General features: G+C 63.4%; 25 protein-coding genes and 1 pseudogene. 14 read left to right on the forward strand and 12 right to left on the reverse strand.

The window, feature by feature from the left end:
* Window positions 1-50 precede the first annotated feature (50 nt).
* The gene (locus MESS2_RS22470) at window positions 51-617 is read left to right on the forward strand and encodes a class I SAM-dependent methyltransferase (RefSeq protein WP_051069142.1); all 567 of its coding nucleotides are present in this window, start codon (window positions 51-53) and stop codon (window positions 615-617) included.
* Window positions 618-672: 55 nt separating this feature from the next.
* On the opposite strand, the pseudogene MESS2_RS31365 reads toward MESS2_RS22470, so the two are convergent.
* Window positions 673-876 (reverse strand): annotated as a pseudogene (locus MESS2_RS31365) (MFS transporter); the annotation flags it as partial.
* On the reverse strand, window positions 843-1,043 hold the full coding sequence (locus tag MESS2_RS32790) for a hypothetical protein (protein WP_040593750.1): 201 nt from the start codon (window positions 1,041-1,043) through the stop codon (window positions 843-845). The gene MESS2_RS32790 and the pseudogene MESS2_RS31365, both read right to left, overlap by 34 nt.
* A gap of 178 nt (window positions 1,044-1,221) precedes the next feature.
* Here MESS2_RS32790 and MESS2_RS22480 point away from each other — a divergent pair, with 178 nt between their 5' ends.
* Window positions 1,222-1,509 (forward strand): DUF3175 domain-containing protein, encoded by a 288-nt coding sequence (locus MESS2_RS22480; protein WP_008876768.1) that lies wholly within the window; start codon window positions 1,222-1,224, stop codon window positions 1,507-1,509.
* Between the two features lie 9 nt (window positions 1,510-1,518).
* On the opposite strand, the gene MESS2_RS22485 is transcribed toward MESS2_RS22480, so the two are convergent.
* Window positions 1,519-2,295 carry a FadR/GntR family transcriptional regulator gene (locus tag MESS2_RS22485; protein WP_040593752.1) on the reverse strand — a complete coding sequence of 259 codons (777 nt, stop codon included), beginning with the start codon at window positions 2,293-2,295 and terminating at the stop codon, window positions 1,519-1,521.
* Between the two features lie 91 nt (window positions 2,296-2,386).
* Window positions 2,387-3,283, reverse strand: coding sequence for an NAD-dependent epimerase/dehydratase family protein (locus MESS2_RS22490; protein WP_008876770.1), 897 nt, complete (start codon window positions 3,281-3,283; stop codon window positions 2,387-2,389).
* On the opposite strand from MESS2_RS22490, the gene MESS2_RS22495 reads away from it, so the two are divergent.
* Window positions 3,267-4,340, forward strand: coding sequence for an NAD(P)-dependent oxidoreductase (locus tag MESS2_RS22495; RefSeq protein ID WP_280113329.1), 1,074 nt, complete (start codon window positions 3,267-3,269; stop codon window positions 4,338-4,340). The genes MESS2_RS22490 and MESS2_RS22495 overlap by 17 nt on opposite strands.
* 98 nt (window positions 4,341-4,438) lie before the next feature.
* Here MESS2_RS22495 and MESS2_RS22500 read toward each other — a convergent pair whose 3' ends face one another.
* Entirely contained in the window at window positions 4,439-5,221 is a 783-nt protein-coding gene (locus MESS2_RS22500) for a FadR/GntR family transcriptional regulator (RefSeq protein WP_008876772.1), read from the reverse strand.
* 219 nt (window positions 5,222-5,440) lie between these two features.
* Window positions 5,441-6,430, reverse strand: a complete 990-nt coding sequence (locus MESS2_RS22505; RefSeq protein WP_008876773.1) for a sugar-binding protein — start codon at window positions 6,428-6,430, stop codon at window positions 5,441-5,443.
* Window positions 6,431-6,906: 476 nt separating this feature from the next.
* Between MESS2_RS22505 and MESS2_RS22510 the strand changes: the two genes are divergently transcribed.
* The 11 genes from MESS2_RS22510 to MESS2_RS22560 all read left to right on the forward strand — a co-directional run bounded on the left by MESS2_RS22510 (window position 6,907) and on the right by MESS2_RS22560 (window position 17,188).
* Window positions 6,907-7,650, forward strand: a complete 744-nt coding sequence (locus MESS2_RS22510; RefSeq protein ID WP_006336418.1) for an ATP-binding cassette domain-containing protein — start codon at window positions 6,907-6,909, stop codon at window positions 7,648-7,650.
* A gap of 72 nt (window positions 7,651-7,722) precedes the next feature.
* A complete protein-coding gene (locus tag MESS2_RS22515) occupies window positions 7,723-8,721 on the forward strand; it encodes an ABC transporter permease (RefSeq protein WP_008876775.1) in 999 nt (332 codons plus the stop codon).
* 170 nt (window positions 8,722-8,891) lie between these two features.
* The gene (locus tag MESS2_RS22520) at window positions 8,892-9,719 is read left to right on the forward strand and encodes an AraC family transcriptional regulator (RefSeq protein ID WP_008876776.1); all 828 of its coding nucleotides are present in this window, start codon (window positions 8,892-8,894) and stop codon (window positions 9,717-9,719) included.
* A gap of 112 nt (window positions 9,720-9,831) precedes the next feature.
* Entirely contained in the window at window positions 9,832-10,275 is a 444-nt protein-coding gene (locus MESS2_RS22525; protein ID WP_008876777.1) for an SRPBCC family protein, read from the forward strand.
* 30 nt (window positions 10,276-10,305) lie between these two features.
* Window positions 10,306-11,127: an FAD binding domain-containing protein gene (locus MESS2_RS22530; protein WP_008876778.1), complete on the forward strand. Its 822-nt coding sequence runs from the start codon at window positions 10,306-10,308 to the stop codon at window positions 11,125-11,127.
* Window positions 11,128-11,179: 52 nt separating this feature from the next.
* Window positions 11,180-11,662, forward strand: coding sequence for a (2Fe-2S)-binding protein (locus MESS2_RS22535; RefSeq protein ID WP_008876779.1), 483 nt, complete (start codon window positions 11,180-11,182; stop codon window positions 11,660-11,662).
* Window positions 11,663-11,673: 11 nt separating this feature from the next.
* A complete protein-coding gene (locus tag MESS2_RS33870) occupies window positions 11,674-13,041 on the forward strand; it encodes a xanthine dehydrogenase family protein molybdopterin-binding subunit (RefSeq protein WP_040593755.1) in 1,368 nt (455 codons plus the stop codon).
* A 1-nt stretch (window position 13,042) separates the two neighbouring features.
* Window positions 13,043-14,047, forward strand: a complete 1,005-nt coding sequence (locus tag MESS2_RS33875) for a xanthine dehydrogenase family protein molybdopterin-binding subunit (RefSeq protein WP_008876781.1) — start codon at window positions 13,043-13,045, stop codon at window positions 14,045-14,047.
* A gap of 9 nt (window positions 14,048-14,056) precedes the next feature.
* A complete protein-coding gene (locus tag MESS2_RS22550) occupies window positions 14,057-14,938 on the forward strand; it encodes an AAA family ATPase (RefSeq protein ID WP_008876782.1) in 882 nt (293 codons plus the stop codon).
* 226 nt (window positions 14,939-15,164) lie between these two features.
* Window positions 15,165-16,301: a vWA domain-containing protein gene (locus MESS2_RS22555; protein WP_008876783.1), complete on the forward strand. Its 1,137-nt coding sequence runs from the start codon at window positions 15,165-15,167 to the stop codon at window positions 16,299-16,301.
* Window positions 16,301-17,188 carry an amidohydrolase family protein gene (locus tag MESS2_RS22560; RefSeq protein ID WP_040593785.1) on the forward strand — a complete coding sequence of 296 codons (888 nt, stop codon included), beginning with the start codon at window positions 16,301-16,303 and terminating at the stop codon, window positions 17,186-17,188. Before MESS2_RS22555 ends, MESS2_RS22560 begins: the two co-directional genes overlap by 1 nt.
* Window positions 17,189-17,198: 10 nt before the next feature.
* On the opposite strand, the gene MESS2_RS22565 is transcribed toward MESS2_RS22560, so the two are convergent.
* From MESS2_RS22565 to MESS2_RS22590, 6 genes are all read right to left on the reverse strand, one after another.
* Window positions 17,199-17,606, reverse strand: coding sequence for a carboxymuconolactone decarboxylase family protein (locus MESS2_RS22565; protein ID WP_008876785.1), 408 nt, complete (start codon window positions 17,604-17,606; stop codon window positions 17,199-17,201).
* Between the two features lie 373 nt (window positions 17,607-17,979).
* Complete coding sequence (locus MESS2_RS22570; RefSeq protein WP_008876786.1) at window positions 17,980-19,476, reverse strand: sugar ABC transporter ATP-binding protein; 1,497 nt, start codon at window positions 19,474-19,476, stop codon at window positions 17,980-17,982.
* Window positions 19,476-20,531, reverse strand: a complete 1,056-nt coding sequence (locus tag MESS2_RS22575; protein WP_008876787.1) for a WD40 repeat domain-containing protein — start codon at window positions 20,529-20,531, stop codon at window positions 19,476-19,478. Before MESS2_RS22575 ends, MESS2_RS22570 begins: the two co-directional genes overlap by 1 nt.
* The gene (locus MESS2_RS22580) at window positions 20,528-22,651 is read right to left on the reverse strand and encodes an ABC transporter permease (RefSeq protein ID WP_008876788.1); all 2,124 of its coding nucleotides are present in this window, start codon (window positions 22,649-22,651) and stop codon (window positions 20,528-20,530) included. The genes MESS2_RS22575 and MESS2_RS22580 overlap by 4 nt, the downstream gene beginning before the upstream one ends.
* An 84-nt stretch (window positions 22,652-22,735) precedes the next feature.
* The gene (locus tag MESS2_RS22585) at window positions 22,736-23,758 is read right to left on the reverse strand and encodes a sugar ABC transporter substrate-binding protein (RefSeq protein WP_008876789.1); all 1,023 of its coding nucleotides are present in this window, start codon (window positions 23,756-23,758) and stop codon (window positions 22,736-22,738) included.
* 58 nt (window positions 23,759-23,816) lie between these two features.
* The gene (locus MESS2_RS22590) at window positions 23,817-24,803 is read right to left on the reverse strand and encodes an ABC transporter permease (protein ID WP_008876790.1); all 987 of its coding nucleotides are present in this window, start codon (window positions 24,801-24,803) and stop codon (window positions 23,817-23,819) included.
* Window positions 24,804-24,816: the final 13 nt, after the last annotated feature.

A 24,816-nucleotide genomic window follows, 5' to 3' on the forward strand; every position in this document is an offset into this window, starting at 1 on the left:
ACGGCCCAAAAGCCAACCAGGGTATTGGCTTTCCGCGGCTCTACGACCTCTTGCTTCTGTTCCTGACGCGAGGGCGCGACCGGACTTATCGAGAAGAGCTGCTCGATCTGGCAGGCGTGGCGTCGGGCAACCGGGTTCTGGATGTCGGATGCGGCACCGGCACCCAGGCGATCGCAGCCTGGCGCCGCGTGCAACCCGGCGGCTCGGTAGTCGGCGTCGACGTTTCAGAAAAGATGCTCGTCGCCGCACGCCGCAAGGCCCGCCGCGCAGGCCTCGACATTCCGTTTCGCCATGCCGATGCGGCAGAACTGCCGTTCGAGGACGGCGGTTTCGACGTCGTCATGATCACGACTGTGCTGCACATGGTGCCGGAAAGCAGGCGCCGCCCTTGCTTGAGCGAAGCCGGACGCATCCTGCGACCTGGCGGCCGGCTATTGCTGATCGACTACGCCGGCAATCCCGACGAGCGCAAGCATCTATCGGCGAAACACGGCCGGCACGGCCAATTCGACCTGCACAACCTGCATGGGCCACTGGCAGAGGCAGGTTTCAAGCATATCGAAGGCGGACCGCTCGAATGGCTCAGCCTACATTTCCTCCGCGCGACCAGAGCGTAGGCCTCATGGAACGGAACTTGGGCGGGGCGGAAGCTCGTGAATAGACCCGATACACTCACGCCGCCGCCAAAGATCGCCGCGCCTTCCACATCAGAAGCCCGATCGCCACCAGATTCACCAGGTTCCAGGCGATGCCGTTCATGAACGCGGCCGCATAGGAGCCGGTGAGGTCATAGATCCAGCCCGACATCCAGCCGCCGACCGCCATGCCGAAGATGGTCGCCATCATGACGATGCCGACGCGCTGGCCGGCCTCCCTGCCGCGCGATCGACGCCGAATTCGGCCTGCACGGCGGGCAGCACGACGACCACCGCCCACATGCCGACACCGCCGATGGTCGCCAAGAGCATCGAGATGGCGAGCCGCATCCAGGCGTAGGCGATGTCGATGCCGGGGCTGCTTGCCTGGCTGGCGGTTGTCGTCAAGGCGTTTCCTGTCCGCGTCTTTCTAGAAATCGACCGGTTCTTTCGCCACAATCGGCGCATTCGTGGCGCTGGGCAGCGCCACATCGGGCAATTCCGTGGCTCCAGGGATTTGAAGCGGCAATGGAACAGTGGCCATCGTCCGGAGTTCTCCATGAACTCACCATGGAGGGAGTTTGCCATGACCGCGAAACGAAAATGGTCGGCCGACGTGACCGAGCACAGCGATGCCATGGATCTCGAAGAGCACGTCTTCGAATCCCATGACGCCAGGAAGATCGCAGCCTCGCTGAAGCGCTCGGCCGAACATAGCGACCGGCGCAAGGCCGAGCCGTTCCAGTCTGCCATGTCGATGCTGAATTTCTACATCAACCGCGCCGGCAAGAACCTGCCGGCCGGGCAAAAGAAAGTGCTGGAGGACGCAAAAGACGAACTGCGCGTCGCCTTCGGACGCCCGAAAGAAGACTAGAAGATCGAGCTATCTCGACCTGATGACGACGTCGGTATTGGCCAGCAGCTTGCGCACGGCATTGCGCGCCGCATCCGGTCGCTGCAGGCGGATGTTCTTCTCAATCGCCTCATGCAGCTTTTGCGCATGCTGCAAATCGTCCAGTTCCCGCGTCGTATAGGCGAACAGATGATCGAACGCGGATTCGATCAGCACCCCGAGCGGCACCAGAAGATCGTTGCCCGACGCCCTCAGGATGGCCAGATGAAATCGCGTGTCGGCGCGTGTGCGCTCCTGCAGGGTCGCCGCCTCGCCCATCTCCCGGCAGGCCTGGCTGATTTCGGCCATCTGCTCGTCGCTGCGCCGCATGGCGGCGAAGGCGCTTGCCTCCGGCTCGATGATGTGACGGAATTCCTGCACGGTTTTCAGGAAGACCTCGCGGTCGGGCGATGTTGCGTACCAGGCGAGCACGTCACGGTCGAGCAGGTTCCAGCGTTCCTTCGGTTCGACCCAGCTGCCGATCTTGGGGCGCGATGCCAGCAGGCTTTTCGCCATCAGCATCTTGATCGCCTCGCGCACCGCCGAGCGGCTGACATCGAAGGTCTCCGACCATTTGGCTTCGTTGGGCAGGATGGTTCCCGGCGGATAGTCGCCGCGCACGATCCTCAAGCCGATCTCGTTGGCCAGCGAGGCATGTACGCTCGACCCGGGAATGCGGGCCGCATCGGCCCGGCGAACGGCGGCCGGACGTTCAGCGGGCGCCGCACCGGCCAATTTTTTTTCCTTGTTCGGCTTTGCGTCCCGCATCTGTCCCAGAAAGTCCGGATTTCAAAGCCTGTCAAGCACAGGACCGCAAAGCCTGCTTCTGTGCACAGATCAGCCCGGGATCATCACGTGATCAGGCCTTCTTGACATATTGCCGCCAGCTATGCTCAGGCCGGAAGCCTAGCACATCCCTCGCCTTGCGGTTGGAGAGCAGCGTCTCATATTCGCCGAGTTCAGCCTTGACCGGCACGTCGGGGTAAAACCGCTTCAGCAACTCGGCCGTCGGCAGATCGGACGAACAATCGTCATTGGCGGCATTGAACACCTGATAGCCAAGCCCGTCCTTTTCGATCGCCCGCAGCGTGATCTGGCCAAGGTCGCGCGCATCGATATAGCTCCAGGCGATGCGCTTGCGGAAACCCGGATCGGCGAACCATTTCGGAAACAGCTGGTATTCATGCGGCTCGATGACGTTGCCGATGCGCAAGGCGTAGATGTCGGTGCCGTTGCGTTGCGCAAAGGCGCGCGCCGTCTTTTCGTTGACGACTTTGGACAGCGCATAGCTGTCCATCGGATCGACGTCGTAGTCCTCGTCGAGCGGGAAATATTTGGGATCGCGTGGCTCGTTGGCGAACACCAGCCCGTAGGTCGTCTCGCTGGAGGCGATCACCACCTTTGGGATGCCGAGTTTCACCGCTGCCTCGATGACATTGTAGGTGCCGAGCGCATTGATGCGGAACACCTCGTTGTCGGTCGTGATCATGATGCGCGGGATGGCCGCGAAATGCACCACGGCATCGACCGGCTGCGCGCGCAGTGACGGATCGAATTCGTGCAGCCCCATATAGCTGGAGAATGCGTTGAACACCTGCCCGCTGCCGGTGATATCGGTGATCAGCGTGCGCACCTTGGGATTGTCGAGCGGCTTGGTGTCGATATTGAGCACCTGACAGCCATGCTCGACCAGATATTGCACGACATGACGCCCGGCCTTGCCGCTGCCACCGGTGAACATGATCCGCTTCGTCATTTTGCTCTCCACATCGCTTGGGAATTATGTGTATTGTCAGACAATATTGCATTCTGCAACCGCCTGCGGCAAGAACGGCGGCGCTATTGTCGATAATTTCCAGACAGGACAAAACGACATGACCACGACCGCCGCGAGCGAAAAAATCGGCTTCATCGGCCTTGGCCTGATGGGGCATGGAATCGCCAAGAACATCGTCGACAAGGGCTATGCGCTGACGTTTCTCGGCCGTAAGAACCGCAAGCCTGCGGAAGACTTGGCTAGCCGCGGAGCCAAGGAAGCGGCCACCTCGCGCGATGTGGCGGCGGCATCCGATATCGTCTTCATCTGCGTCACCGGCTCGCGCGAGGTGGAAGCCATTGTCCGCGGATCCGGCGGCCTCAAGGACGGTTTGAAGAAGGGCTCTGTCGTCGTCGATTGTTCGACCTCCGATCCGGTTTCGACGATGGCGCTCGCCGCCGAACTCAAGGCGCTCGGCGTCGACTATGTCGATGCCCCGCTCAGCCGCACGCCAAAGGAGGCCTGGGAAGGCACGCTCGACGCCATGGTCGGCGCCTCCGACGCGGTCTTTGCCCGGCTGAAACCGGTGCTCGATACCTGGGCCGGACGCATCGTCCATATCGGCGGCACCGGCGACGGCCACCGCATGAAGCTGCTCAACAATTTCATTTCGCTCGGCTACGCGGCGATCTATTCCGAGGCGCTGGCGCTGGCCGAGAAGGTCGGCATCTCGCCGCCGCGTTTCGACAGCGTCATCCGCAACGGCCGCATGGATTGCGGCTTCTACCAGACCTTCATGCGCTGGACGCTGGAGGGCGACCGCGACGCCCATAAATTCACCATCGCCAATGCCTTCAAGGACCTCACCTATCTCGAATCGATGGCGGGTGCGGCCGGCATCGCCAACCCGCTCGGCAATGCCACCAAGAACGCCTTCGCCGGCGCCTTCGCCGCCGGCCCCGCCGATCAATATGTGCCGATGCTGGCAACGCATGTCGCCAAGGTCAACGGCGTCGACCTGATGCCGACCAAGGACGGGAAAAAGCAGACGATCTGAGCGCGACCGGCCGACATCGGGATTCCACCTGATTCATCCCATGAGGATCGAGCTCTACCTTATTGTTCCAAGTGCGATTTCTCGTGCTTAGGGGGCGTTTATCGCCGTGATCGCCCAATGACGTCATCGGTGTTGGCAAGCAGTCTGTGCACCGCATTGCGGGCGGCGCCCGGCCGCCTCAGGCGGATGTTCTTCTCGATCGCCTCGTGCAGGGACTGAGCCCGTCGCTGGTCGCTGTGCTCGCGGGTGACGAAGACGAACAGGTGGTCGAGCGCCGATTCGATCAGCACGCCGAGCGGCACCAGCAGGTCGTTGCCCGACGCCCTCAGGATGGCCAGATGGAAGCGCGTATCGGCTCGGGTGCGCTCCTGCAGCGTTGCCGCATCGCCCATCTCCCGGCAGGCCTGGCTGATCTCGGCCATCTGCTCGTCGCTGCGTCGCGTGGCAGCGAAGGCACTGGCTTCCGGTTCGATGATATGACGAAATTCCTGCACGGTGCGCAGGAACGCCTCGCGGTCGGGTGCGGTCGCATACCAGGCGAGCACGTCACGGTCGAGCAGGTTCCAGCGCTCCTTCGGCTCGACCCAGCTGCCGATCTTGGGGCGCGATGCCAACAGGCTTTTGGCCATCAGCATCTTGATCGCCTCGCGCACTGCCGAGCGGCTGACGTTGAAGGTTTCCGACCATTTGGCTTCGTTGGGCAGGATGGCCCCGGGGGGATAGTCGCCGCGCACGATCCGAAGACCGATCTCGCTTGCCAGCGAGGCATGGACGCTCGATCCGGGAAAATGTGCCGCGTCGGCGCGCCGAAAGGTAGCCGGGGCTCTGACAGCCGCCTCGGCCTTGGCGGGTCGTTTCCTTGATTTTGCGTCGTCCGGCATCCACGTTCCAATGCGTCGGCTGTCTGTCGCGGGCAATTGTCGGGAGTTCAGATTCCTTGCCGAATGGCCCTTCGCCGAAATGCGAACTATGGGCGCGTCGAAACCGGGGCATTCCGTCCCAGGCGCGCTGCTTCGTCCCTTGTCATGAACCGGATACATTCCATGATCCGGGGTGGCGGGGCGCCCGCTCTACAGCTTCCGGCGCCCCGAAATTGCGGCCTACTTCTGGATGCAGGTGTCGACCGTGTCCTTGGTGCATTCGTCGAGGCCGGTGAACACCGGATCGGCAACGGTCTTGCCTTCGATCAGGTCGATCATCACCGACGGCGCCTTGTAACCCATCTCGAACGGCCGCTGGCCGACGAGTGCGGTGACAAGGCCTTCACGGGCGATCGCCACCTCGTCGCCGATCGTGTCGGCGGCGCCGATGACGAATTCGTTCTTGGCGATCTTGTCGGCCATCGGCTTGAACAGGTCGCGATAGGGCTGCGGCGCGCCAAACAGCGGCCAGCCGCCCATGATACCGAAGGCGTCGAGATCGGGGTTGGCGGCGAGGATATCGGTCATCGCCTGCACGCCCTTGGCGCCGTCGTCATTGGTGAACACCGGGCAGCCGGCGACTTCCGTCCAGCCGCCTTCGCCGGCGAGCGCCGCAAGGCCCTCCTTGCCGGAGAGCGCATCACGCATGCCCTGCGCACGGCGCAGGATGTTGTCGGCGGCAGGATTGCCCTCGATGGTGCAGATCTTGCCACCATTCGGCTTGCCCTTCTTGATGTACTCGCCGATCTTCTTGCCCATCAGATAGTTGTCGGTGCCGAGATAGGTCTTGCGCAGGCCGGCATCTTCCTTGGCGAGGTCGGCGTCGATGGTCATGATCGGGATCGACGGATTGGCGCTCTTGATCGTCTGCGCGATCAGCGGCGCGTTGGACGGCGAAATGGCCATCGCCACGGTATCGGACTTGCTCAGCATGTCGCCGACGATCTGCGCCTCGCCGGCCTCGTCGGAGGTCGAAGCCGGACCGGTGTAGAAGCACTCATACTCCGAGCTGGCATTTTCCTTGTTCCATTTCTGGCAACCCTGGTTGATGGCCTCGAAGAACGGATTGTCGAGACCCTTCACGACGATGACGAGCTGTTTCTTGGCCAAAGCCGGCCCGGCGCCGAGTGCCATGACGGCGGCAGCGGCGAGCAATAGTGATTTCCTCATGTCAGTCCTCCCTTGAAAACAGACGGACACGGCGTGTCCGCCACACAGACCGACCGGATCAAGCAATGACAGAGGATCGTTGCACGAGCGCTCGTGTCGCCAAGCCAGGTCGATAAGCATTTCCAGATGCGGTCTCGAAGCCGCCCAACAAACACTGCTGTCGGCAGTCCCTCGACCGATAAGCCTCCGCCGACCCGCCCGGAAAACCGGCAACAGGGTCGGCATATTCTCCTCCGACGCTTAGCTAATATCGGCTCGCGGCCAACGTCAATCTCTATTTGTCCTACAAAACTGATTTTTAAGGAGCCCTCCCCTCAATTCGTCGGACAATTGCCAGATCTTATTCGTCCGACAATTGACGCCGGTGCGGGCATTCGCATAATGGACTTCAAAATCGCTGTCTCCGGGAGGAGCTGGGGAGAGCGGGGCCGCGGCGGAACCGCGGGCCGGAAAAGCACGGGGAGGCAAGAAGGCTGGTGGCGGTTCTCGAACTCACCAATATCTCGAAACATTTCGGCGCCATCCAGGCGGTCAACGACGTGTCGCTGTCGATCGAGCCCGGGCAGGTCGTCGGCCTGATGGGCGACAATGGCGCGGGCAAGTCGACCCTGGTCAAAATGATCGCCGGCAATTTCCGCCCGAGCCATGGCACGATGCAGATGGACGGCAAGGACCTGATCCTGCACAAGCCGGTCGAGGCGCGCCAGCATGGCATCGAGATCGTCCATCAGGACCTGGCGCTATGCAACAATCTGACGGCCGCAGCGAATGTCTATCTCGGCCGCGAGCTGCGCCGGGGCGTCGGGCCGTTTCGCATCCTCGACTATGCCGCCATGTACAAGCGCGCCGGCCAGATCTTTGCGGTGCTTAAGTCCGAAACCCGGCCGCGCGACCTCGTCAAGCAGATGTCGGGCGGCCAGCGGCAAGCGGTGGCGATCGCTCGCACCATGCTTTCCCAGGCCAAGATCGTCCTGATGGACGAGCCGACGGCGGCGATCTCGGTGCGGCAGGTGGCGGAGGTGCTGAATTTGATCCGCCATCTGCGCGACCAGGGTATATCAGTCGTGCTGATCAGTCACCGCATGCCCGACGTCTTTGACGTTGCCGACCGCGTCATCGTCATGCGGCGCGGCCGCAAGGTCGCCGACAAGACGATCGCATCGAGTTCGCCCGAGGAGGTCACGGGCCTGATCACCGGCGCCATCGAGCAGGTATCATGAAAGTGGTCCGGAATTTCGAAGCTTTGAATTCGCCGTGCTGACGCGCTTCGCCACCGGCATGAGAGGTCGATAATGGCAGCCACCCTTGACCAGACGATTGCACAGAAACAGCACACCTTGCTGTCCAGGGTGTTCGCCACCCAGACCTTCTGGGTGGTGATTGCGGTCATCCTCGCCTGCCTGTTCCTGTCGTTTGCCACCGATTCCTTCGCTACGCCGAAGAACCTTTACAACATCACCCGCAACATCACCTTCGTTGCCATCGTCGCGCTCGGCATGACCTTCGTCATCATCACCGGCGGTATCGACCTGTCGGTCGGCTCGGTGCTTTGCCTGTGTTCGATGATATTGGCCGTCACCATGCATGCCGGCTACTCGATCGAGATCGGCATTGCCGCCGCGATCGCGACGGCGCTGATCGTCGGCGCCTTCAACGGAGTTCTGATCGCCTATCTTGGCTTTCCGCCCTTCGTGGTGACGCTCGGTATGCTGTCGATCGCGCGCAGCCTCGCCATGGTCGCCTCCAACAACACCGTCGTCTTCCAGTTCGGACCGGACCACGACAAGCTTCTGGCGCTGGGCGGCGGAGCCTGGCTGTTCGGCATCGCCAATCCGGTGCTCTATATGATCCTGCTGGCGCTCATCACCGGCTTCGTCCTGCGCTGGACGAAATTCGGCCGGCACATCTTCGCCATCGGCGGCAATGAGCATGCGGCGACGCTGACCGGCGTTCCGGTGCGCCAGATCAAGGTCGCGGTCTACATGATCTCGGCGCTGGCCGCCGGCATTGCCGGCATCATCCAGACCGGCTGGCTGGGCGCCGTCACCACCAATCTCGGCAACGGCATGGAGCTTCAGGTGATCGCCGCCACCGTCATCGGTGGCGCCAACCTGGCCGGCGGCGTCGGCACCGCCTTCGGCGCCATCGTCGGCGCGGCGCTGATCGAGGTGATCCGCAACAGCCTCGGCCTGCTCGGCATCAATGCCTTCTGGCAAGGCGTGTTCATTGGTGGCGCGATTCTGCTGGCTGTCCTGTTCGACCGGATACGCAACTTCAGGCGCAGCGACTAAGGCCACCAGCGCTATTCGTTCTCTTTCCTATCGCTCAGTCTGAAAAACAGCGGCTCGGGGTTCTATGGCGGGCGCGGATGCGCGCATGCGCCTTGACGCAGGCCCGAACTGGGCAGCAATATCCCCACTGCAGGCGAAGGGAGGCCAGTCGTCTGCGGGAGGATATACCCATGACGGAAGCGATCAGGCTCTACTGGGGCCGGTTCGGACATGTTTCTGTCCTGAACGTCGCCAGCGACTTCGTCACCCATGCCCATGTCGAGGCGCATATCATCATCTGGCTGGAAGGCACGGCCGGCGAGATGACCATTGGCCGTGAGACGGTGCGGCTTGGTCCAGGCACCGCTGCCGGCATCAATTCCTTCCAGCCGCACAGCCACGCTCTGTCGCGCGACGGCACGCCCGGTCTGTTCCTGGCCTTCTACATCGATCCGGACTGGGCCCGCCGGCGCCGCGACCTGCCGTCGTCGGCACCGCTGTTTTCGACCCCGGCGATCACGCTCGAGCCCTGGCTGCACCAGGCGGCAGCTAACCTGCTCGACCATTTGAGCGACAATGAGAGCATCGACGACATCGCCAATTACGAGATCGAGCGCTTCATCGACAGCGTGCTCGATGCCGCCGACGCTTCGGCGCCGCAAGCGGTGCGCGCCCGCGTCAATACCATGCAGGACTTCCGTGTCCGCAAGGCGATCCAGTTGATGAAGGCCAATGTTTGCGAGCGCATCTGCTTCGACGATGTGGCGCGCAGTGTCGGCCTGTCGCGGCCGCATTTCTTCGCGCTGTTCAAGGAGCAGACCAATCTGACGCCCAACGTCTACTGGAACACGCTGCGCATGGAAGAAGCGGTGCGACAGCTGCAGTGGTCGCAAGAGCCGTTGATCTCGGTCGCCTGCAATCTCGGCTTCACCACGCAGGGCAATTTCTCGCGCTTCTTCCGCGACCATGTCGGCGTTCCGCCGACACTCTATCGCGAGGCGGCGCGAGCGATAGCCTGAACCGCGTGGTTCATTTTCAGACTCCTTGATAGGTGCTCAAGACGCATTGATAAGCGCTGCCGAGCACACTGCCCTACCCTCCCAAGCATCTGATTTGCAAGGGAACATCCATATGGCGAAAGTCACCATCTCCAGCGTCATCGACGCACCGGTCGAAAAGGTATGGGCGCGCATACGCGACTTCAACGGCCTGCCGGGCTGGCATCCGCGCATGGTCGAAAGCCATATCGAGGACGGCAAGGATGCCGGCACGATCGGCTGCGTGCGCAATTTCCAGCTCGCCAGCGGCGCTCGCATCCGGGAGAAGCTGCTCGATTTCTCCGATGACAATTTCCTGGTCAGCTATTCCATACTGGAGACGCCGCAGCCGCTGACCAATCACAAGGCAACGCTGCAATTGCGGCGGGTGACCGATGGCGACCGCACCTACGCCGAATGGACCGCAAGCTTCGACGCAGCCCCCGAGGAAGCCGATAAGCTGGCCGAAGGCATGGGCGCCAACGTCTTCCAGGGCGGCTTCAATGCCCTGAAGAGCCACTTCGCCGGTCAAAGTTGAATTGAACTGGGCTGAAACAAGGAGCGTGCCATGGCGCTTGCCCTCCAGACTTTCTCGACGGTGAAGGATGCCGATGCGGCGCTGAAGGCGGACGGCGCCCGCTATCTCGGCGGCGGCACGCTGGTCGTTCGCGCCACCAATGAAGGCGACGTGTCGCTCTTAAGCTTCGTGCGCTCGACCGAGCCGTCCCTGTCGACCATAGCCGTCTCCGGCGGCAAGATCCGTCTTGGCGCCTCGGTGACCATGGCGGCGATCGCCCGCCATCCGGATCTCAGCACCCTGTCTCCCGCCGCGCGCGCCGTCGGCGGCCCGGCGATCCGCAACATGGCGACCGTCGGCGGCAATCTGTTCGCACCGGCGCCCTATGGCGATTTCACCGTCGCGCTGCTGGCGCTCGACGCGACGGTCAGCACGGATGGCGGTGATCAGCCACTCGAAACATTCCTGGCCAAACGGGACGACAGCCGCGCCATCGTTACCTCGGTTGATTTCACGTTGCCGAAAGGCGGCGGTTTTTGCTTCCTGAAGGTCTCGCGGGTCAAGCCCAAGGGCGTCTCGGTGCTGAGCATAGCCGCGGTGCTGGAACAAGCGGCGGACGGCACTGTGTCCACGGCACGCATCGCGCTTGGCTGCATGGCCGACCGGCCGATGCGCGCCAAGGCGGCCGAGAAGGCGCTGCTCGGCAGAAGGCTGACCAAGGATGGTATCGCGCCGGCGCTGGCCGCCGTGGGTGAAGGCACCTCGCCCATCACCGATCCGATCGCCAGCGCCTGGTATCGCGCGCAAGTCCTGCCGGTCCATCTCGGTCGGCTGCTGCTTGGCCAGGTCGCGGGCATGGAAACAAAAGCTTAAGCCCGTTGGGCGCGCGCGTCTGTCCTTTGGGGCAGACGCGCAAGGAGGAACGATGGCAAAGGTCCCGGTTCAATTCACCCTCAACGGAGCGGAAAAGGCCGAATTCGTCGACAGCGGCACGACGCTGCTTCATGCCTTGCGCGACAAGATCGGCGACACCTCGCCGAAAGGCGGCTGCCACCAGGGCACCTGCGGCGCCTGCTCGGTCATCATCGACGGCGAACTCCGGCTCTCCTGCCTGACGCTGGCCGAGACCTGCAACGGCGCTACCATCACCACGACTTCGGGGCTTTCGGAAGGCGGCGTTCTGCATCCGCTGCAGCGCGCCTTCCTCGATGCCTTCGCCACCCAATGCGGCTTCTGCACGCCGGGCATGATCATGGCGGCCAGAGTGCTGCTCGACCATACGCCCAACCCCAGCCGCGACGAGGTGGTCGAGGCGCTGTCGGGCAACATCTGCCGCTGCACCGGCTACGAGCCGATCATCCAGGCGGTGCTGACCGCCGCGCGATCGAACTCGCAGCACGCGGCTTGAGGGGAGCAAAGATGGAACTGCGCAAGAATTATTTCGCCGACCAGCGCAAGGACGATCTGCACGAGATCGGCCAGCCCCGGCCGCGCTCGGATTCGCCCGGCCACGTCACCGGCAAGACCGCCTATTTCGCCGACCGCAATTTTCCCGGCATGCTGCACCTGAAGATGGTGCGCAGCCCGCACCACCATGCCCGCATCCGTTCGATCGACACGTCCGAGGCCGAGAAGCATCCGGGCGTGGTGAAAATCCTGACGGCCAAGGACGTGCCGCACAATGTCTACACCATCCTGATCCTGATCCAGATCGGGCCGGAAGACGAGACGGTGCTGGCCGACGGCAAGGTGCGCTGGAAGGGTGAGGCCGTGGTGGCGGTGCTTGCCGAGAGCGAGCGTGCCGCTCAGGAAGCCGCCGCCAAGGTCAAGGTCGACTACGAGGTGCTGCCGGCCGTCTTCGACATGGAGGAGGCGCTGAAGCCCGGCGCGCCCATCGTCAACGAATATCACGGCCAGAACCATTATCTCTACGACAGCGGCGAGTGCCGCAAGGTGCGCTTCGGCGATGTCGAGGCGGGCTTCGCCAGCGCCGATCACGTGCTGGAACAGAGCTACCAGTCCTCGCCGATCGAACATGCACCGACCGAAACGACCGGCTGTGTCGTGGCGCCCGAAGGCAATGACCGCTTCACATGCTACACCAACACGCAGGCGATGTTCTTCACCCTCGACAACACTTCGATCATCCTGCAGATGCCGGGCAGCAAGCTGCATTTCGTCGGCGGCACCGTCGGTGGCGGCTTTGGCGGCAAGGTCGACGTCATCGTCGAGCCGATCGCTATCCTCGGCGCCAAGCTCACCGGACGACCGGTCTGTTTCGTCTACAGCCGCGAGGAAGAGATGCAGATATCGTCACCCCGCGCGGCCGAAAAGGTCGTCATCAAGGATGGCGTCATGAAGGATGGCCGCATCGTCGCGCGAAAAGTCACCGGATACACCGATGCCGGCGCCTATTCACGTCACTCGCCCTATGGTGCGCAGAAGGGCGCGGGGCACTATCCCGGCCCCTATACGATCCCTAATGTCTGGATCGACACCTACTGCGTCTACACCAACCGTACCCCCTCCTCCGCCATGCGCGGCTTTGGCGTTACCATCGGCGATTTCGCGCTGGAGGTGCAGATGGACAAGCTCGCCCGGCTGATCGGCTTGGACCCGCTCGAATTCCGCTTCATCAACGCCTATCGCGACGGCGACATGAAGGCGCATCGCCAACCGACCGAGGGCGCCGCGCTCATCGAGTGCATGCAGGAAGCCTCGCGCGCGGCCAACTGGCCGGTGGCGGAAAAATATCTGGCGATGTCCTCCTACGCGAAGGGAGCTTGAGATGGCGATCAGGCGCGGACGCGGCGTCGCCGCGATCAACTATCCGACCGGCATGAATCTCGGCGGCGATCCCACCCAGGCGCTGGTGCATTCGACGCCGACCGGCAACTTCATGGTCACGCTGTCATCAGTCGATCTCGGCCAGGGCATGAAGCAGATCATGGCGCAGATTTGCGCCGAGACGATTGGCGTGCCGACCGACCGTGTCGTCGTCGACACCGCCGATACCGACACCGGCCCGCACTGCATGGGCACCTTCGCCTCGCGCGGCACGCATCGCGCCGGCAACGCGGTCATTCAGGCGGCCAGGGAAGCTCGCCAGGTGATGCTGGAAGTGGCGGCCGAGGAGCTGGAAGTGAACGCTTCCGATCTCGAGACGGACGGCGAGGGCAACATCCTGGTCAAGGGCGCGCCGCAGAAATCGATCTCGATCTTCGATGTCGCGCTGTCGGCGCACTTCAAGCGCGGCCGCTCGATTTCCGGCCGCGGCATGTTCCTGATCCCGCGCTCCTATCCCGAGAAGGAGACTGGCGCGATGAAGCCGTCGACCTGCTACGCCCATGCCTGCACGGTGGCCGAGGTCGAGGTCGATGACGAGACCGGCGAAGTCACGGTGCTGACGGTGAAGAACATCTTCGAGATCGGTCGCGCGCTGAACCCGAAGATGGTCGAGCAGCAGTTGGTCGGCGGTTCCTGGATGGGCATCAGCCACGCGCTCTACGAGACGACCGAGCCCTATTACCCAAACCGCGACCATGGCGGCACCGACTTCAACCAGTATCTGATGCCGGGTCCCGGCGACCTCGCCCAGACCGAGATCATCGTGCTGGAGCGGCCGTCGGCCGATGGCCCTTACGGCGCCAAGGGACCGGGTGAGATGTGCGCCAACCCGCAGATTCCCGCCGTGGCGAACGCCGTCTTCGACGCCGTCGGCGTGCGCATCGACACGCTGCCGATCACGCCGGAGCGCATCTTGCGGGCGCTGAAAGCGGAAACCCCAAACTGAGTGCTGGAGATGTCGAAGCCAAGCGCCGAGATATCAGCAGCCTCGCCGGAGGCGGTGGCGGAGCGTCTTGCCGCTTCGCGCTATCTGGCCGACGAAAGCCTGGCGACCGCGATCTTCCTGGCGATCAGGCTGGGCAAGCCGCTGCTGCTCGAAGGCGCGCCGGGCGTCGGCAAGACCGAGGCGGCGAAGGCGATCGCCGAATTGCTCGGCCGTGAGCTGGTGCGGCTGCAATGCTACGAGGGCATCGACGCCGCGCATGCGCTCTACGAATGGAACTATCAGCGCCAGTTGCTGGCCATCCGTCATGCCGGCGAGCATGAGATCGACATCTACGACGACCGCTTCCTGATCGCGCGGCCGCTGCTGCAGGTGCTCAATGCGCCGGAAGAGCGCGTGCTGCTGGTCGACGAAATCGACCGCTCCGACCATGAGTTCGAAGCATTGCTGCTGGAATTCCTCTCTGATTTCCAGATCAGCATTCCAGAGAGAGGCACTATTCGCGCGACTGCACAGCCGATCGTCATCCTGACCTCCAACCGCACCCGCGAACTGGCTGAGGCACTGCGCCGGCGCTGCGTCTACCACTGGATCACCTATCCCGACGCCGGGCGCGAGGCCGAGATCATCATGCTGCGCGCTGGCGACGTTGCGGAAGTGACGGCGCGCGCCGTGGCGGCAGCCGTGCAGAGCATCCGCGCCCGTCCGCTGGCCAAGCCGCCCGGCATCGCCGAAGCGGTCGAATGGGCGAATGCCGCCACCATTCTCGAAAAAGGTGGCAGCCCGTGGCCGGAGGCTTTTCGCCGCGCCATCGGCGTGCTGATCAAGGACGAGGAAGACCTCTCCTATATCGCGCCGGAGCTTGGCCGCATCGTCGAGGAGGCTCTGGCGTGATGCGCGACCGAAACGCGCTAGCGCGATACCCTAGGGCTAGTGCGCGCCGCTGGCGGGACAGCGCCCCCCTCTGTCCTACCGGACATCTCCCCCTCAAGGGGGGAGATCAGACGTCACGCCGGCTTTCGCCAATCTTCAACATTGCAGAATTGAGCGGAGCGCCCAAGCTGCCAATCTCCCCCCTTGAGGGGGAGATGTCCGGCAGGACAGAGGGGGGCGCGAAGGAATGATGCGTGCGGAGAACTTGCCCCGTGCGACCACGCCGTTCCTCGGCTTCGCCCGCCTGCTGCGCCGCCACGCCTTTGCCGTCGCGCCAGAGCAAGTCTCTGGCTTCATGCAGGCTGTAACGCTGCTCGGGCCACGCTCCATGGCCGACATCCGCGAAGCAGCGCTCGCCACGCTGGCGCCGACGCCCGACCGCCGCGACGAATTCGAGGCGCATTTCCAGAGCTATTTCTACGGCAACACATCTGCCATGGTCGAAGGCGAGGCGGATGAGGAAACCCGCATCAAGGATGATAGCGGCGCCAACGACGAGCAGATCGCAGCCGAGCAGCAGGAAGAAGGTGGCGAACTGTCCTCGGCCATGGAGCAGTTGAGCGCCCGCGAATTCCGGCGCGACAACGACAGGCTGACCGCCTTCCGCCGCAAACTGGCATCCGCCTTGCCTGCGCGCCGCTCGTTCCGCACGGTCCGCACCCATTCGCGCGGCAAGCTCGACCTGCGCCGCTCGCTGCGCGAAATCGTCAGCGCTGATGGCGACGTCCCCGCGCCGTTTCTGCGCCGTCGCCGGACCGTGCCGCGCAAAATGTTGCTGCTGATCGATGTCTCCGGCTCGATGAAGCTGCATACGTCGGATTACCTCAGGCTGGCGCATGCCGCCGTGCAAGGCGCGGACCGCGCCGAGGTCTTCACCTTCGGCACAAGACTGACCCGCATCACCGGGGCGTTGCGCATTCGCGACTGCAACCAGGCGCTGGCACGCGCCGCCGCACAGGTCGACGACTGGGACGGCGGCACCCGCATGGGTCCGACACTGCTCGCCTTCCTCTCGGTGCCGCGCTTTTCCGCTTTCGCCCGGGGTGCAGCGGTCGTCATCCTGTCGGACGCGCTGGAGCGCGGCGACCATGCCGAGTTGCAGACCGCAATGCGCCGGCTGAGCGCGCGCGCCTACCGCTTGTCTCTGGCGACGCCGCTGGCCGGCGATCCGCGCTTCCGCCCGGCAACGGCAGCACTCAGCGCCATCCTGCCGGTGCTCGACGATTTGGTGGACGGCTCGTCGGTGAAAAACCTCACCGATTTCATCCTGTCGCTTGCCCGCCCTGCTCCGACGGCCGAGGCAATATGGAAAAGGGTTTCATGATGCAGAAGGCGATCGACGCTCATTTCCACATCTGGCGCCAAAAGGACCAGCCCTGGCTGATCGGCCCGATGGTGCCGCGCATCTTCGGCCCGTACGAGCCGATCCGGCGCGACTATCCGATCGAGGAGTTCCTCGCCGACCAGCGCAACTCGGACGTCGAGAAAGCGATCTACGTCCAGACCAACTGGGCCAAGGAGGACTTCGAGAAGGAAGTCGCCTTCCTGCAGAAGACCGCCGAGGAGACCGGCTGGCCACATGCCATCGTCGGCTATGCCGACATGACCGTGGACGACGTGCGTCCCCAGATCGACCGCTTGAAAAAATATCCGCTGCTGCGCGGCGTGCGCATGCAGCTGCACTGGCATGAGGCCCCGGCCTTTCGCTTCGCCGCCTCGGCCGATCAGGTCATCGACCCGAAAGTGCGCGCCAATGTCGCCCGGCTGAAGGACTATGGCCTGTCCTTCGACCTGCAACTCTTTCCCGCCCAGATGAAGGACGGGCTGACGCTGGTCGGCGAAAACCCCGACACCAATTTCATCCTCACCCATGCCGGCATGCTGACCGGCATGGAGCCTGAGACCACGCAGGCCTGGAAGGCCGGCCTGCGCACTTTGTCCGCGGCACCCAACTTCTACGCCAAGCTGTCCGGCCTCGGCACGTTCATCCACCGCAACGACCCGGCGCTGATCGCCTATATCGTCGACAATGCGATCGACATTCTGGGCAGCGACCAGCTGATGTTCGGCTCGAACTTCCCGATCGAGAAACTGTGGACCAGCCACGCCGAACTGATCAAGGTGCACCGGGAGGCGGTGGCCAAGCATGGCGCGGCGGCCGAAGCGGATATTTTCTGGAACACGGCGGAGAAGGTTTACAAGCCTGCCTAGCGGCTGCGCCCTACTTCAACTCGAACTGCGGATCGACCGGAATCTGCATCGCCGTGACCATCTGATTGGTCTGCCCGGCCAGTCCGATGATCGACACCAGCTCGCCATGCTGCGCGTCGGTCATGCCCTTGGCGCGGGCTGCCGCAGTGTGCGAATGGACGCAGTAGGTGCAGCCATTGGCGGTCGAAACGGCGATGTAGATCATCTCCTTGGTCAACGGGTCGATGGCGCTCTCGGTGACCATCACCGCCTTGAGCTGTTCCCAGACCCGCTTCAACGAAGCCGGATCATTGGCCAGCCCGCGCCAGAAATTGTTGACGAAATCGGATTTGCGCGTCGCGCGGATGTCGTCGAACACGGCCTTCACGGCAGGGATTTTTTCCACCTCGGCGTCGGTCAGAAGTTTCGTTGTGGCCATGGCGTTTCCTTTCGTTGAATCAGGTTTTGAGCAAAGGCGGCTAACCGGTTCGGCCGATTCAGTTTCTACCGCGAAGTAGCGTAGAATCGTGAAGGTTGGCCGAAGCACCTCAGCGTCGTCATCCCAGGGCGGAGCAGCCGCGAAGCGGCGTCGCGAAGACCCTGGGATCCATGCCGTGACCTCTCGCGAGGAGTGCAACGGAGCAGAATTCCGGACCGCCGCAACGCTTGGAAGTCACGGCATGGATCCTGGGGTCTGCGCCGCGTCGCTTCGCTCCTTGCTTCGCCCCAGGATGACGAAGCGGTGGACGTTTCTGCCAATCTCCAAAGCATGCGCCAACGACCACCGGACATGTCGACCCTCTACGCCATACCTAGTGCACGGCTGCGTACATGATTTTCTCCTCCGTCGCCTCAGCCGGCGAGAATTCCTCGACGATACGGCCCTGCCGGCAGACCAGGATGCGGTCGGACAGGTTCATGATCTCCGGCAGATAGGACGAGATGACGACGACGGCGAGGCCCTCGTCGGCCAACCCGTTGATGATCTGGTGGATTTCGGCGATTGCGCCGACATCGACGCCACGCGTCGGCTCGTCGAAGATGACGATGCGCGGCTTCTGCACCAGCCCCTTGCCGATCACCACCTTCTGCTGGTTGCCGCCGGAAAGCTCGACCACGCGGGCATTGTCGTTGATCGCCTTGATGTTCAGTGTCTTCGTCCACTTCGCCGAGAGCGCCCGCACCTCCTGCGCGTTGATCACCCACGCCTTTTCACGTCCTGCCGCCAGCACCCCGCCGAACAGGTTCTCGGCGATGCCCATCGTCTCGAAAATGCCTTCGCTCTTGCGGTCCTCCGTGACATAGACGATGCCGTCCGCCACCGCCTCGCTGGGCACGAGATAGCGCACCGGCTTATCGTCCAGCTCGATCGTGCCGCCGCGCAGGAAGTCGCGCTTGTAGATGCCGGAGACGATCTTGAAGGTTTCGGTGCGGCCGGAGCCGATCAGCCCGAAGACGCCGGTGATCTGGCCCTCGAAGATCGAGAAGGAGGTGTTGCGCACGACATTGCTCATCGAAATGTCCTGCACCGACAGCACTTTCTTGCCGGCCTTGCGCAACTTCGTTTCGTCGCGCTGGCGGTAAATCTGCCCCGACAGCGTGCGCCCGACCATGGCGGCGACGATCCTGTCGCGGTCGAAAGCGGAGGTGTCGTCGGTGATCACCAGTTCGCCGTCGCGCAGTATGGTGATACGGTCGGCGATCAACAGTGCCTCTTCCAGCGCGTGGCTGATGAAGACGATCGACACGCCCCTCGCTTTGAGCCGGCGGATCAGCGCGAAGAAGTGCCGCTTCTCCTCCGGCGTCAGCGTCGCGGTCGGCTCGTCGAAGATGATGATCTCGGCATTGTGGTGGACGGCGCGCGCGATCTCGACCATTTGCCGCTTGGCCGCGCCCAGCGTCGCCACCATGGCGTTGGGGTCGACGGGAAAGTTCAGCGACTGCAGGAACTGCTGCGCCGAGATGTAGGTGCCGCGCAGCCGGTTGAGGAAGCTTTCCGTGCCGAGATAGAGGTTCTGCGCCACCGTCATCGACGGCACCAGGCTGGTCTCCTGGAACACCATGGCGATGCCGGCTTCAAGCGCGGCATGCGGCGAGGCATAGGCGATTTCCACACCCTTGTGGAACATCTTGCCAGAGGTGGCGTCGACGACACCGGCGATGATCTTGGTCAGTGTCGATTTTCCCGCACCGTTCTCGCCGAGCAGCGCGTGGATTTCGCCCTTGCGCAACTCGAAACTTACATTCTTCACCGCGGGCACCCCGCGATAAGTCTTCGTGACGTTCTCCAGGCGAATGATCGGCTCCATCAGAAGCCTCCCGGCGCAAGGTCGATGGCCAGTACGCAGTCGCCGCCTCGGGAGGCGATGAACAGATGCCCGTCCTTTTCCGCCACACTGGTGATGCCGTGGCGCGTGCCGTTGGCGCGGCTGTGCAGGCTGAATTGCGGCCGCATGTTCCGGTCGAGCTTGACCACCAGTCCGTAGGAGCGGCTGGGCGACCATGGCTTGTGGATGCCCATGGTGCGGATGCCGCCGCATTGCAGCGGCTCGAGGAAACTGCGGTTGGAGGCCAGTGCCGGCGCGATCCAGAATTCGGGCGGCACCTCGGCGATCATATCGTCGCGATAATGCGTTTCCTGCAGCACGAATTCGATCAGCCGGTTGCGCGGCGCAAACAGCGTCAGCCAGCCGCCGCCGTCCGCGGAAGGCGACAGCCGGGAGGGATAACCGGGCAGATGCGCCAGCACCGTCGAGCCGCTGCCGGTCGTGCCATCGAAGCGGAGGATCTGATGGCGCCAGCTTTCGCTGACCAGCACATCCCTGCCGACCGGATGCAACCCATAGGGGAAGGCGATGTCGCCAGCGAGCTTGCGGAAGTCGCTGCCTTGGGGTTCGCGTTTCCACAACGAACCGGAGGCGCCCTTCTTCATCAGGTCCGCCGCCCACTGTGCCGGCGCATGGTCGGCCGAGCCGTTGGCCAGCCATAGCGTTCCGTCCGCCGCATAGGCGAGCGCCGTGATGCAGCGGATTTCGGCGGGAAGCACTGTCTCCTTGCCGGCGATCAGCAACTTGCCGCTTTCGAGGCCGACCGTAAGATCGCCGGAAGACGACACAGCGAGCGCGGTGACGGGAGACGGGAATGTCTCGACCACGGCAGGCTCGGCACCTCCGGCAATCGCAAAGACGCCATTGCCGCTCGAGGTCAGCAGGCGGTCGCCCGTGGCGGCCAGATTGTCGGGCTCGATCAATACGGAAAAGACTGGGGCATCGTCCAGAACCGTGTTCGGCCGAAAGGCGCCGTCGAGCGGCGGGATGGTCACCGCCTTGCCGCGAAAGATGTCGAGGATCGGATCGAGTATCATGATCTCGTCCCCCAGTAGGAGGCCGGGCTGGTCCAGTTCGGATCGGCGCCAGGGATCCTGTAGCGACCGATGCGGTTGTTGAGGATGCCGCCGACGAACAGATAGCCCTTGTGCTCCCGCATCGAGGTGACCATCGGATGTGCGTCGCCGGAAAGGTCGCCCATCGCCTCGACGATGCCGCCCGTCTCGTTGAACTTCACCACACCGCCGGTGTTGATGTTGGGAAACAGCCACTCGTCCTGCGGCAGGCGGCGGGTCATGCGCTTGCGCATGTCGGGATGGCGTAGCGACAGATCGAAGCTCGGCGTGCGCATGCCGAGCCAGGCCATCCAGTAATTGCCGTCGGAGGCGCGGTTGATGTTGTCGGGGTAACCCGGCATGTCGCGGATGACGCATTCGGCGGTGCCTGCCTTCGGCCCTTCCAGCCAGTAGCGATGCACGCGGCAGGCCCAGCTTTCGGCGAAGAACAGCGACTTGCCGTCATGCGCCATGCACACGCCGTTGGTGTAGCGGTAACCGTCGAGCAACGTCTTCGTCGAACCGTCCTTCGGATCGTAGACGAGCAGCCGCCCGGTGGCGCGGTTCTCGATCGAATCCAGCGCCCAGTCATGGGCGTCGTAGCGCTTGGTCGAGTCGGTGAAGTAGATGCGCCCGTCCGGCGCGATGTCGCAATCGTTGGGGTCGCGCAGCCGCGCATCGTCGACGACCGAGGTCCAGGAGCGCGACGTCTCCGCCGACAGCCTCCTGACCTCGCGCTGCGGCGACACCGAATAGAGCCCCATGGCGCCGACACACGAAATCAGATTACCGGATTTGTCAAAGGCCAGGCCCAGCGGAAAGCCGCCAATATGGGCAAAGACCTCCGAGCGGATGTAGTCCGGCGCGAAGAAGCGGACGATCTCGCCATGGCGGGTGCCGCAATAGAGATGGTCGTCGCGGTCGAGGATGACGTCTTCCGGACCCTCCAGTTCGCCAAGTCCGATGTGGTCCGCGGCCGACAGCCGGTTGTCGAGTTCGTAAGGCGTGCCGGAGCCGGACGCTGCCGACTGCGTCGCACCCATCTTCAGATAGACCGGCGCGACATAGACCTCGTTCAGTACCTTGTCGCGGTTCTTCAGCCAGCGAATGTCGATGGTGACGGCCACGGCCAGCATGATGCCCAGCACCATCTGGTTGGTGCCGGTGCCGTAGCCCATGCGGATCAGCCCGTTGGTCATGGTCAGCACGATGATCGCGCCCATCAGCCCCTTGACCACCGAGCCGCGGCCACCACCCAGGCTGACGCCGCCGACGACCGCCGCCGTCAGCGCCATGATCTCCAGGTTGAGGCCGGTCCCCGGCCCTGCCCCGCTCAGCCGGCAAGCGATGAGAAAGCCTCCAAGCGAAGCGCAGAAGCCGGAGAACACATAGGTCATGAACACGGTGCGGCGCACGCGGATGCCGGCATTGTGCGCTGATCGCCTGGAGCCGCCGACCGCCAGTACATGCCAGCCGGGCCGTGAACGCGTCAGCGCGACATGGGTGACGATGGCCAGGATGATCGCCGCCCACACCGCAACGGAAAGACCCCAGAAGGTACCGTCGCCGATGAAATCCAGCACGTCCGATGTGGCGCTGGAAAGCTGCACGTCGGCGGCATAGGTGGTGACCAGTATGTCAAACAGCGCCCGCCCGAAGATGAAGGTGACCAGCGTCGTCAGGAAGGCGCGCAGCCTGAAATAGCCTATGAGGTAGCCATTGATCGCCCCGAACAACAACCCGGTGGCGATCGACGCGGCCAGCGCCAGCCACACCGACTGTTCGAGAATGAAGAAGACATAGACGGCGGAAAAGCAGGAGAGTGCGAAGATCGAGCCGACCGAAAGGTCGATGCCGCCGCCCAGCATGACCACGGTCATGCCGGTGACGAGCAGCGAGAATTCACCGAGCTGGCGGGTCGAATCCTGCAGCGCCGTCAGCTTGAAGAAGCCCGGAATGAGCGAGCCGAACACGCCGAGCGTCGCCACCAGCGCCAGGAACGGAATGGCGTTGTCGGTCCAGCGCTTGGTCAGGATCTCACCGACGACATGGTCGGGCACGAGATTGTAGCGCCAGGACTGAAGGCGTTCGCGAAAGGACATCGGGCCACTGCCGTGATTGCATGAGGAGACGAGGTGGCTGGATTGTTCCCGCCACCTCGTTGAGGCTTGTCTTGGACCGGCGATTTACTTCGCCGTTTCGGCCTGCAGCGCCTTCAGGTCCCAACAGCTGTCAGGCTTGAGATCGGCTTTGGTCGTCGCCTTCTCCAGCGTGTAGATATAGGTCTTCGACGTGCCGGCCGGCTGACCGCTCTGCAGCAGGAACTTGATGATGGCGTTCATGTCGCCCGACTGACGGGCAAGGTCGGTCATGACAACCGCGCCATAGGTGCCGTCCTGCAGCTTGTCGCAGTCGGCGGTCTTCTCGCCGCCGCCGGTGGTGACCAGAAACACCTTACCCTCGAGCTTGGCGTCGCGGATAGCGGCGGCCGCGCCGGTGGCATCGCCGTCCCAGAAGTCGATGATGGCGCAGATATCGGGGTTCTGCTGCAGCATCGTCGTCGTCACATTGCGCGAGGTCGTCGCATCCCAGTTGGAATCCGGCTTGGCCACGACCTTGAAGTCGGGGTTCTTCTCCAGCACCTTCATGATGCCGGCATACTGGTAAAGGCTCGACGAATTGGCCTGGTCGCCCTGCACCAGCCCGAGCTTCTTCGAGGAATTCGGACCGCAGCCCTTGATCGCAGCTTCGGCCTCGAGTTGGCCGAGCCGATCCCAGTCGCTGCCGACAAAGGCGTCGGCCGGGAAATTGGCCGGATTGTCGACCAGCAGCACGTAGGTGCCGGCGGCCTGCGCCTTCTTCATCAGCTTTGCATAGGAGTTGAGATCGGGCGAATGGATGATCAGCACGTCCGGCCTGGTGTCCGACGAGATCGCGTCGGTGATCGCCTGCGCGCCGGCGTCGACCACCCAGTTCGGATCGCGCGTTTCGAAGGTGCCGCCCCAGGCTTCGACCTCCTTCTTCAGGAAATGCGTCCAACCCTGTGCCAGGTCGAAGCCCATCGCCATCGGGATAAGCATGACACGCTTGCCCTTGAGCGCCTGCGAATAGGCGGCGGGACCCGGATCCTCGGCGGCGAAGGAAGGTGCCGAGAAGACTGAGACAGCGAATACTGCCGCCGCAGCCATAAATGTCCTGATGATTTTCATGTCACATCCTCTGGTTGGTCGTGGTTGTCAGCGGCCGGCCCAACCGTCCGCGTTTGGTTTAGATGTCGCCTTGCTGGGCAGTCTGCTCGTCGCGCGGATTGATGAAACCGTCGACGATGATCGCTCCCAGCAGGATCGCCGCCTTGATCAGGTTCTGGTAGAGCAGCGGAATGTCGATGATGGTCATGGCGTTGAGCAGGATGCCGATCAGCGCGGCGCCGACCAGCACATTGCGAACCCCGCCCCGTCCGCCGGACAGCCCGATGCCGCCGATCACCGCCACCAGCACGATGTCGTAGAGCAGCGTGGAGTTGACGATGCGGGTGTTGATCGAATGCAGGCTGGCCGCGGTCAGCAGGCCGGCGATCAGGGCAACGAACGCCGAAAGCACGTAGCGCAGCACCAGCATCGGGCGCACCGGAATGCCGATGTTGCGCGCGGCGACCGGGTTGTCGCCGGCGAAATAGATGTAGCGGCCCCATTTGGTGAAGCGCAGGAACAGGAAGAAGACGAAGGCCAGCCCGGCGAAGATGAAGACCTCGACCGGGATGTCGAGGAAGCGCAGGCCGCCCAGAAGCTCGACCCAATGTCCCTGAGGCACCGGTACGGCGTCCTGCGAGATCAACTGCGAGCGTACATAGCCGAAGACGAAGGAGCCGGTGGCGAGCGTGACGAAGATCGCCGGAACGTCGGCATAGGCGACGAGAAAGCCGTTCAGGAGTCCGATGGCGAGAACGCCGGCGAGCACATAGGCGAAGGCCAGCCCGTCTGGCGTTCCCGAATTCAGCAACTGCAGATACCAGGCGACCGACATCGCCATAATCGCCACGGCGGACAGGTCGATGCCCCTGCCGATGATGACGATAGCCATGCCGAGCGCCAGGATGCCCAGCACCGACACCGAGCGCACGATGGCGACGAGATTGTTCGGGTCGATGAACCCCGGCAGGCCGATCGCGGCGGCGGCGAACAGCACGACCGCAATGGCAAAAACAATGCCTTCCTGGTTCAGGCTCCTCCAGTTCGGCCAGCCGATTGCATTCATTGCCCGGTGTCGC

Source organism: Mesorhizobium metallidurans STM 2683, assembly GCF_000350085.1.
Classification (GTDB): Bacteria; Pseudomonadota; Alphaproteobacteria; order Rhizobiales; family Rhizobiaceae; genus Mesorhizobium; species Mesorhizobium metallidurans.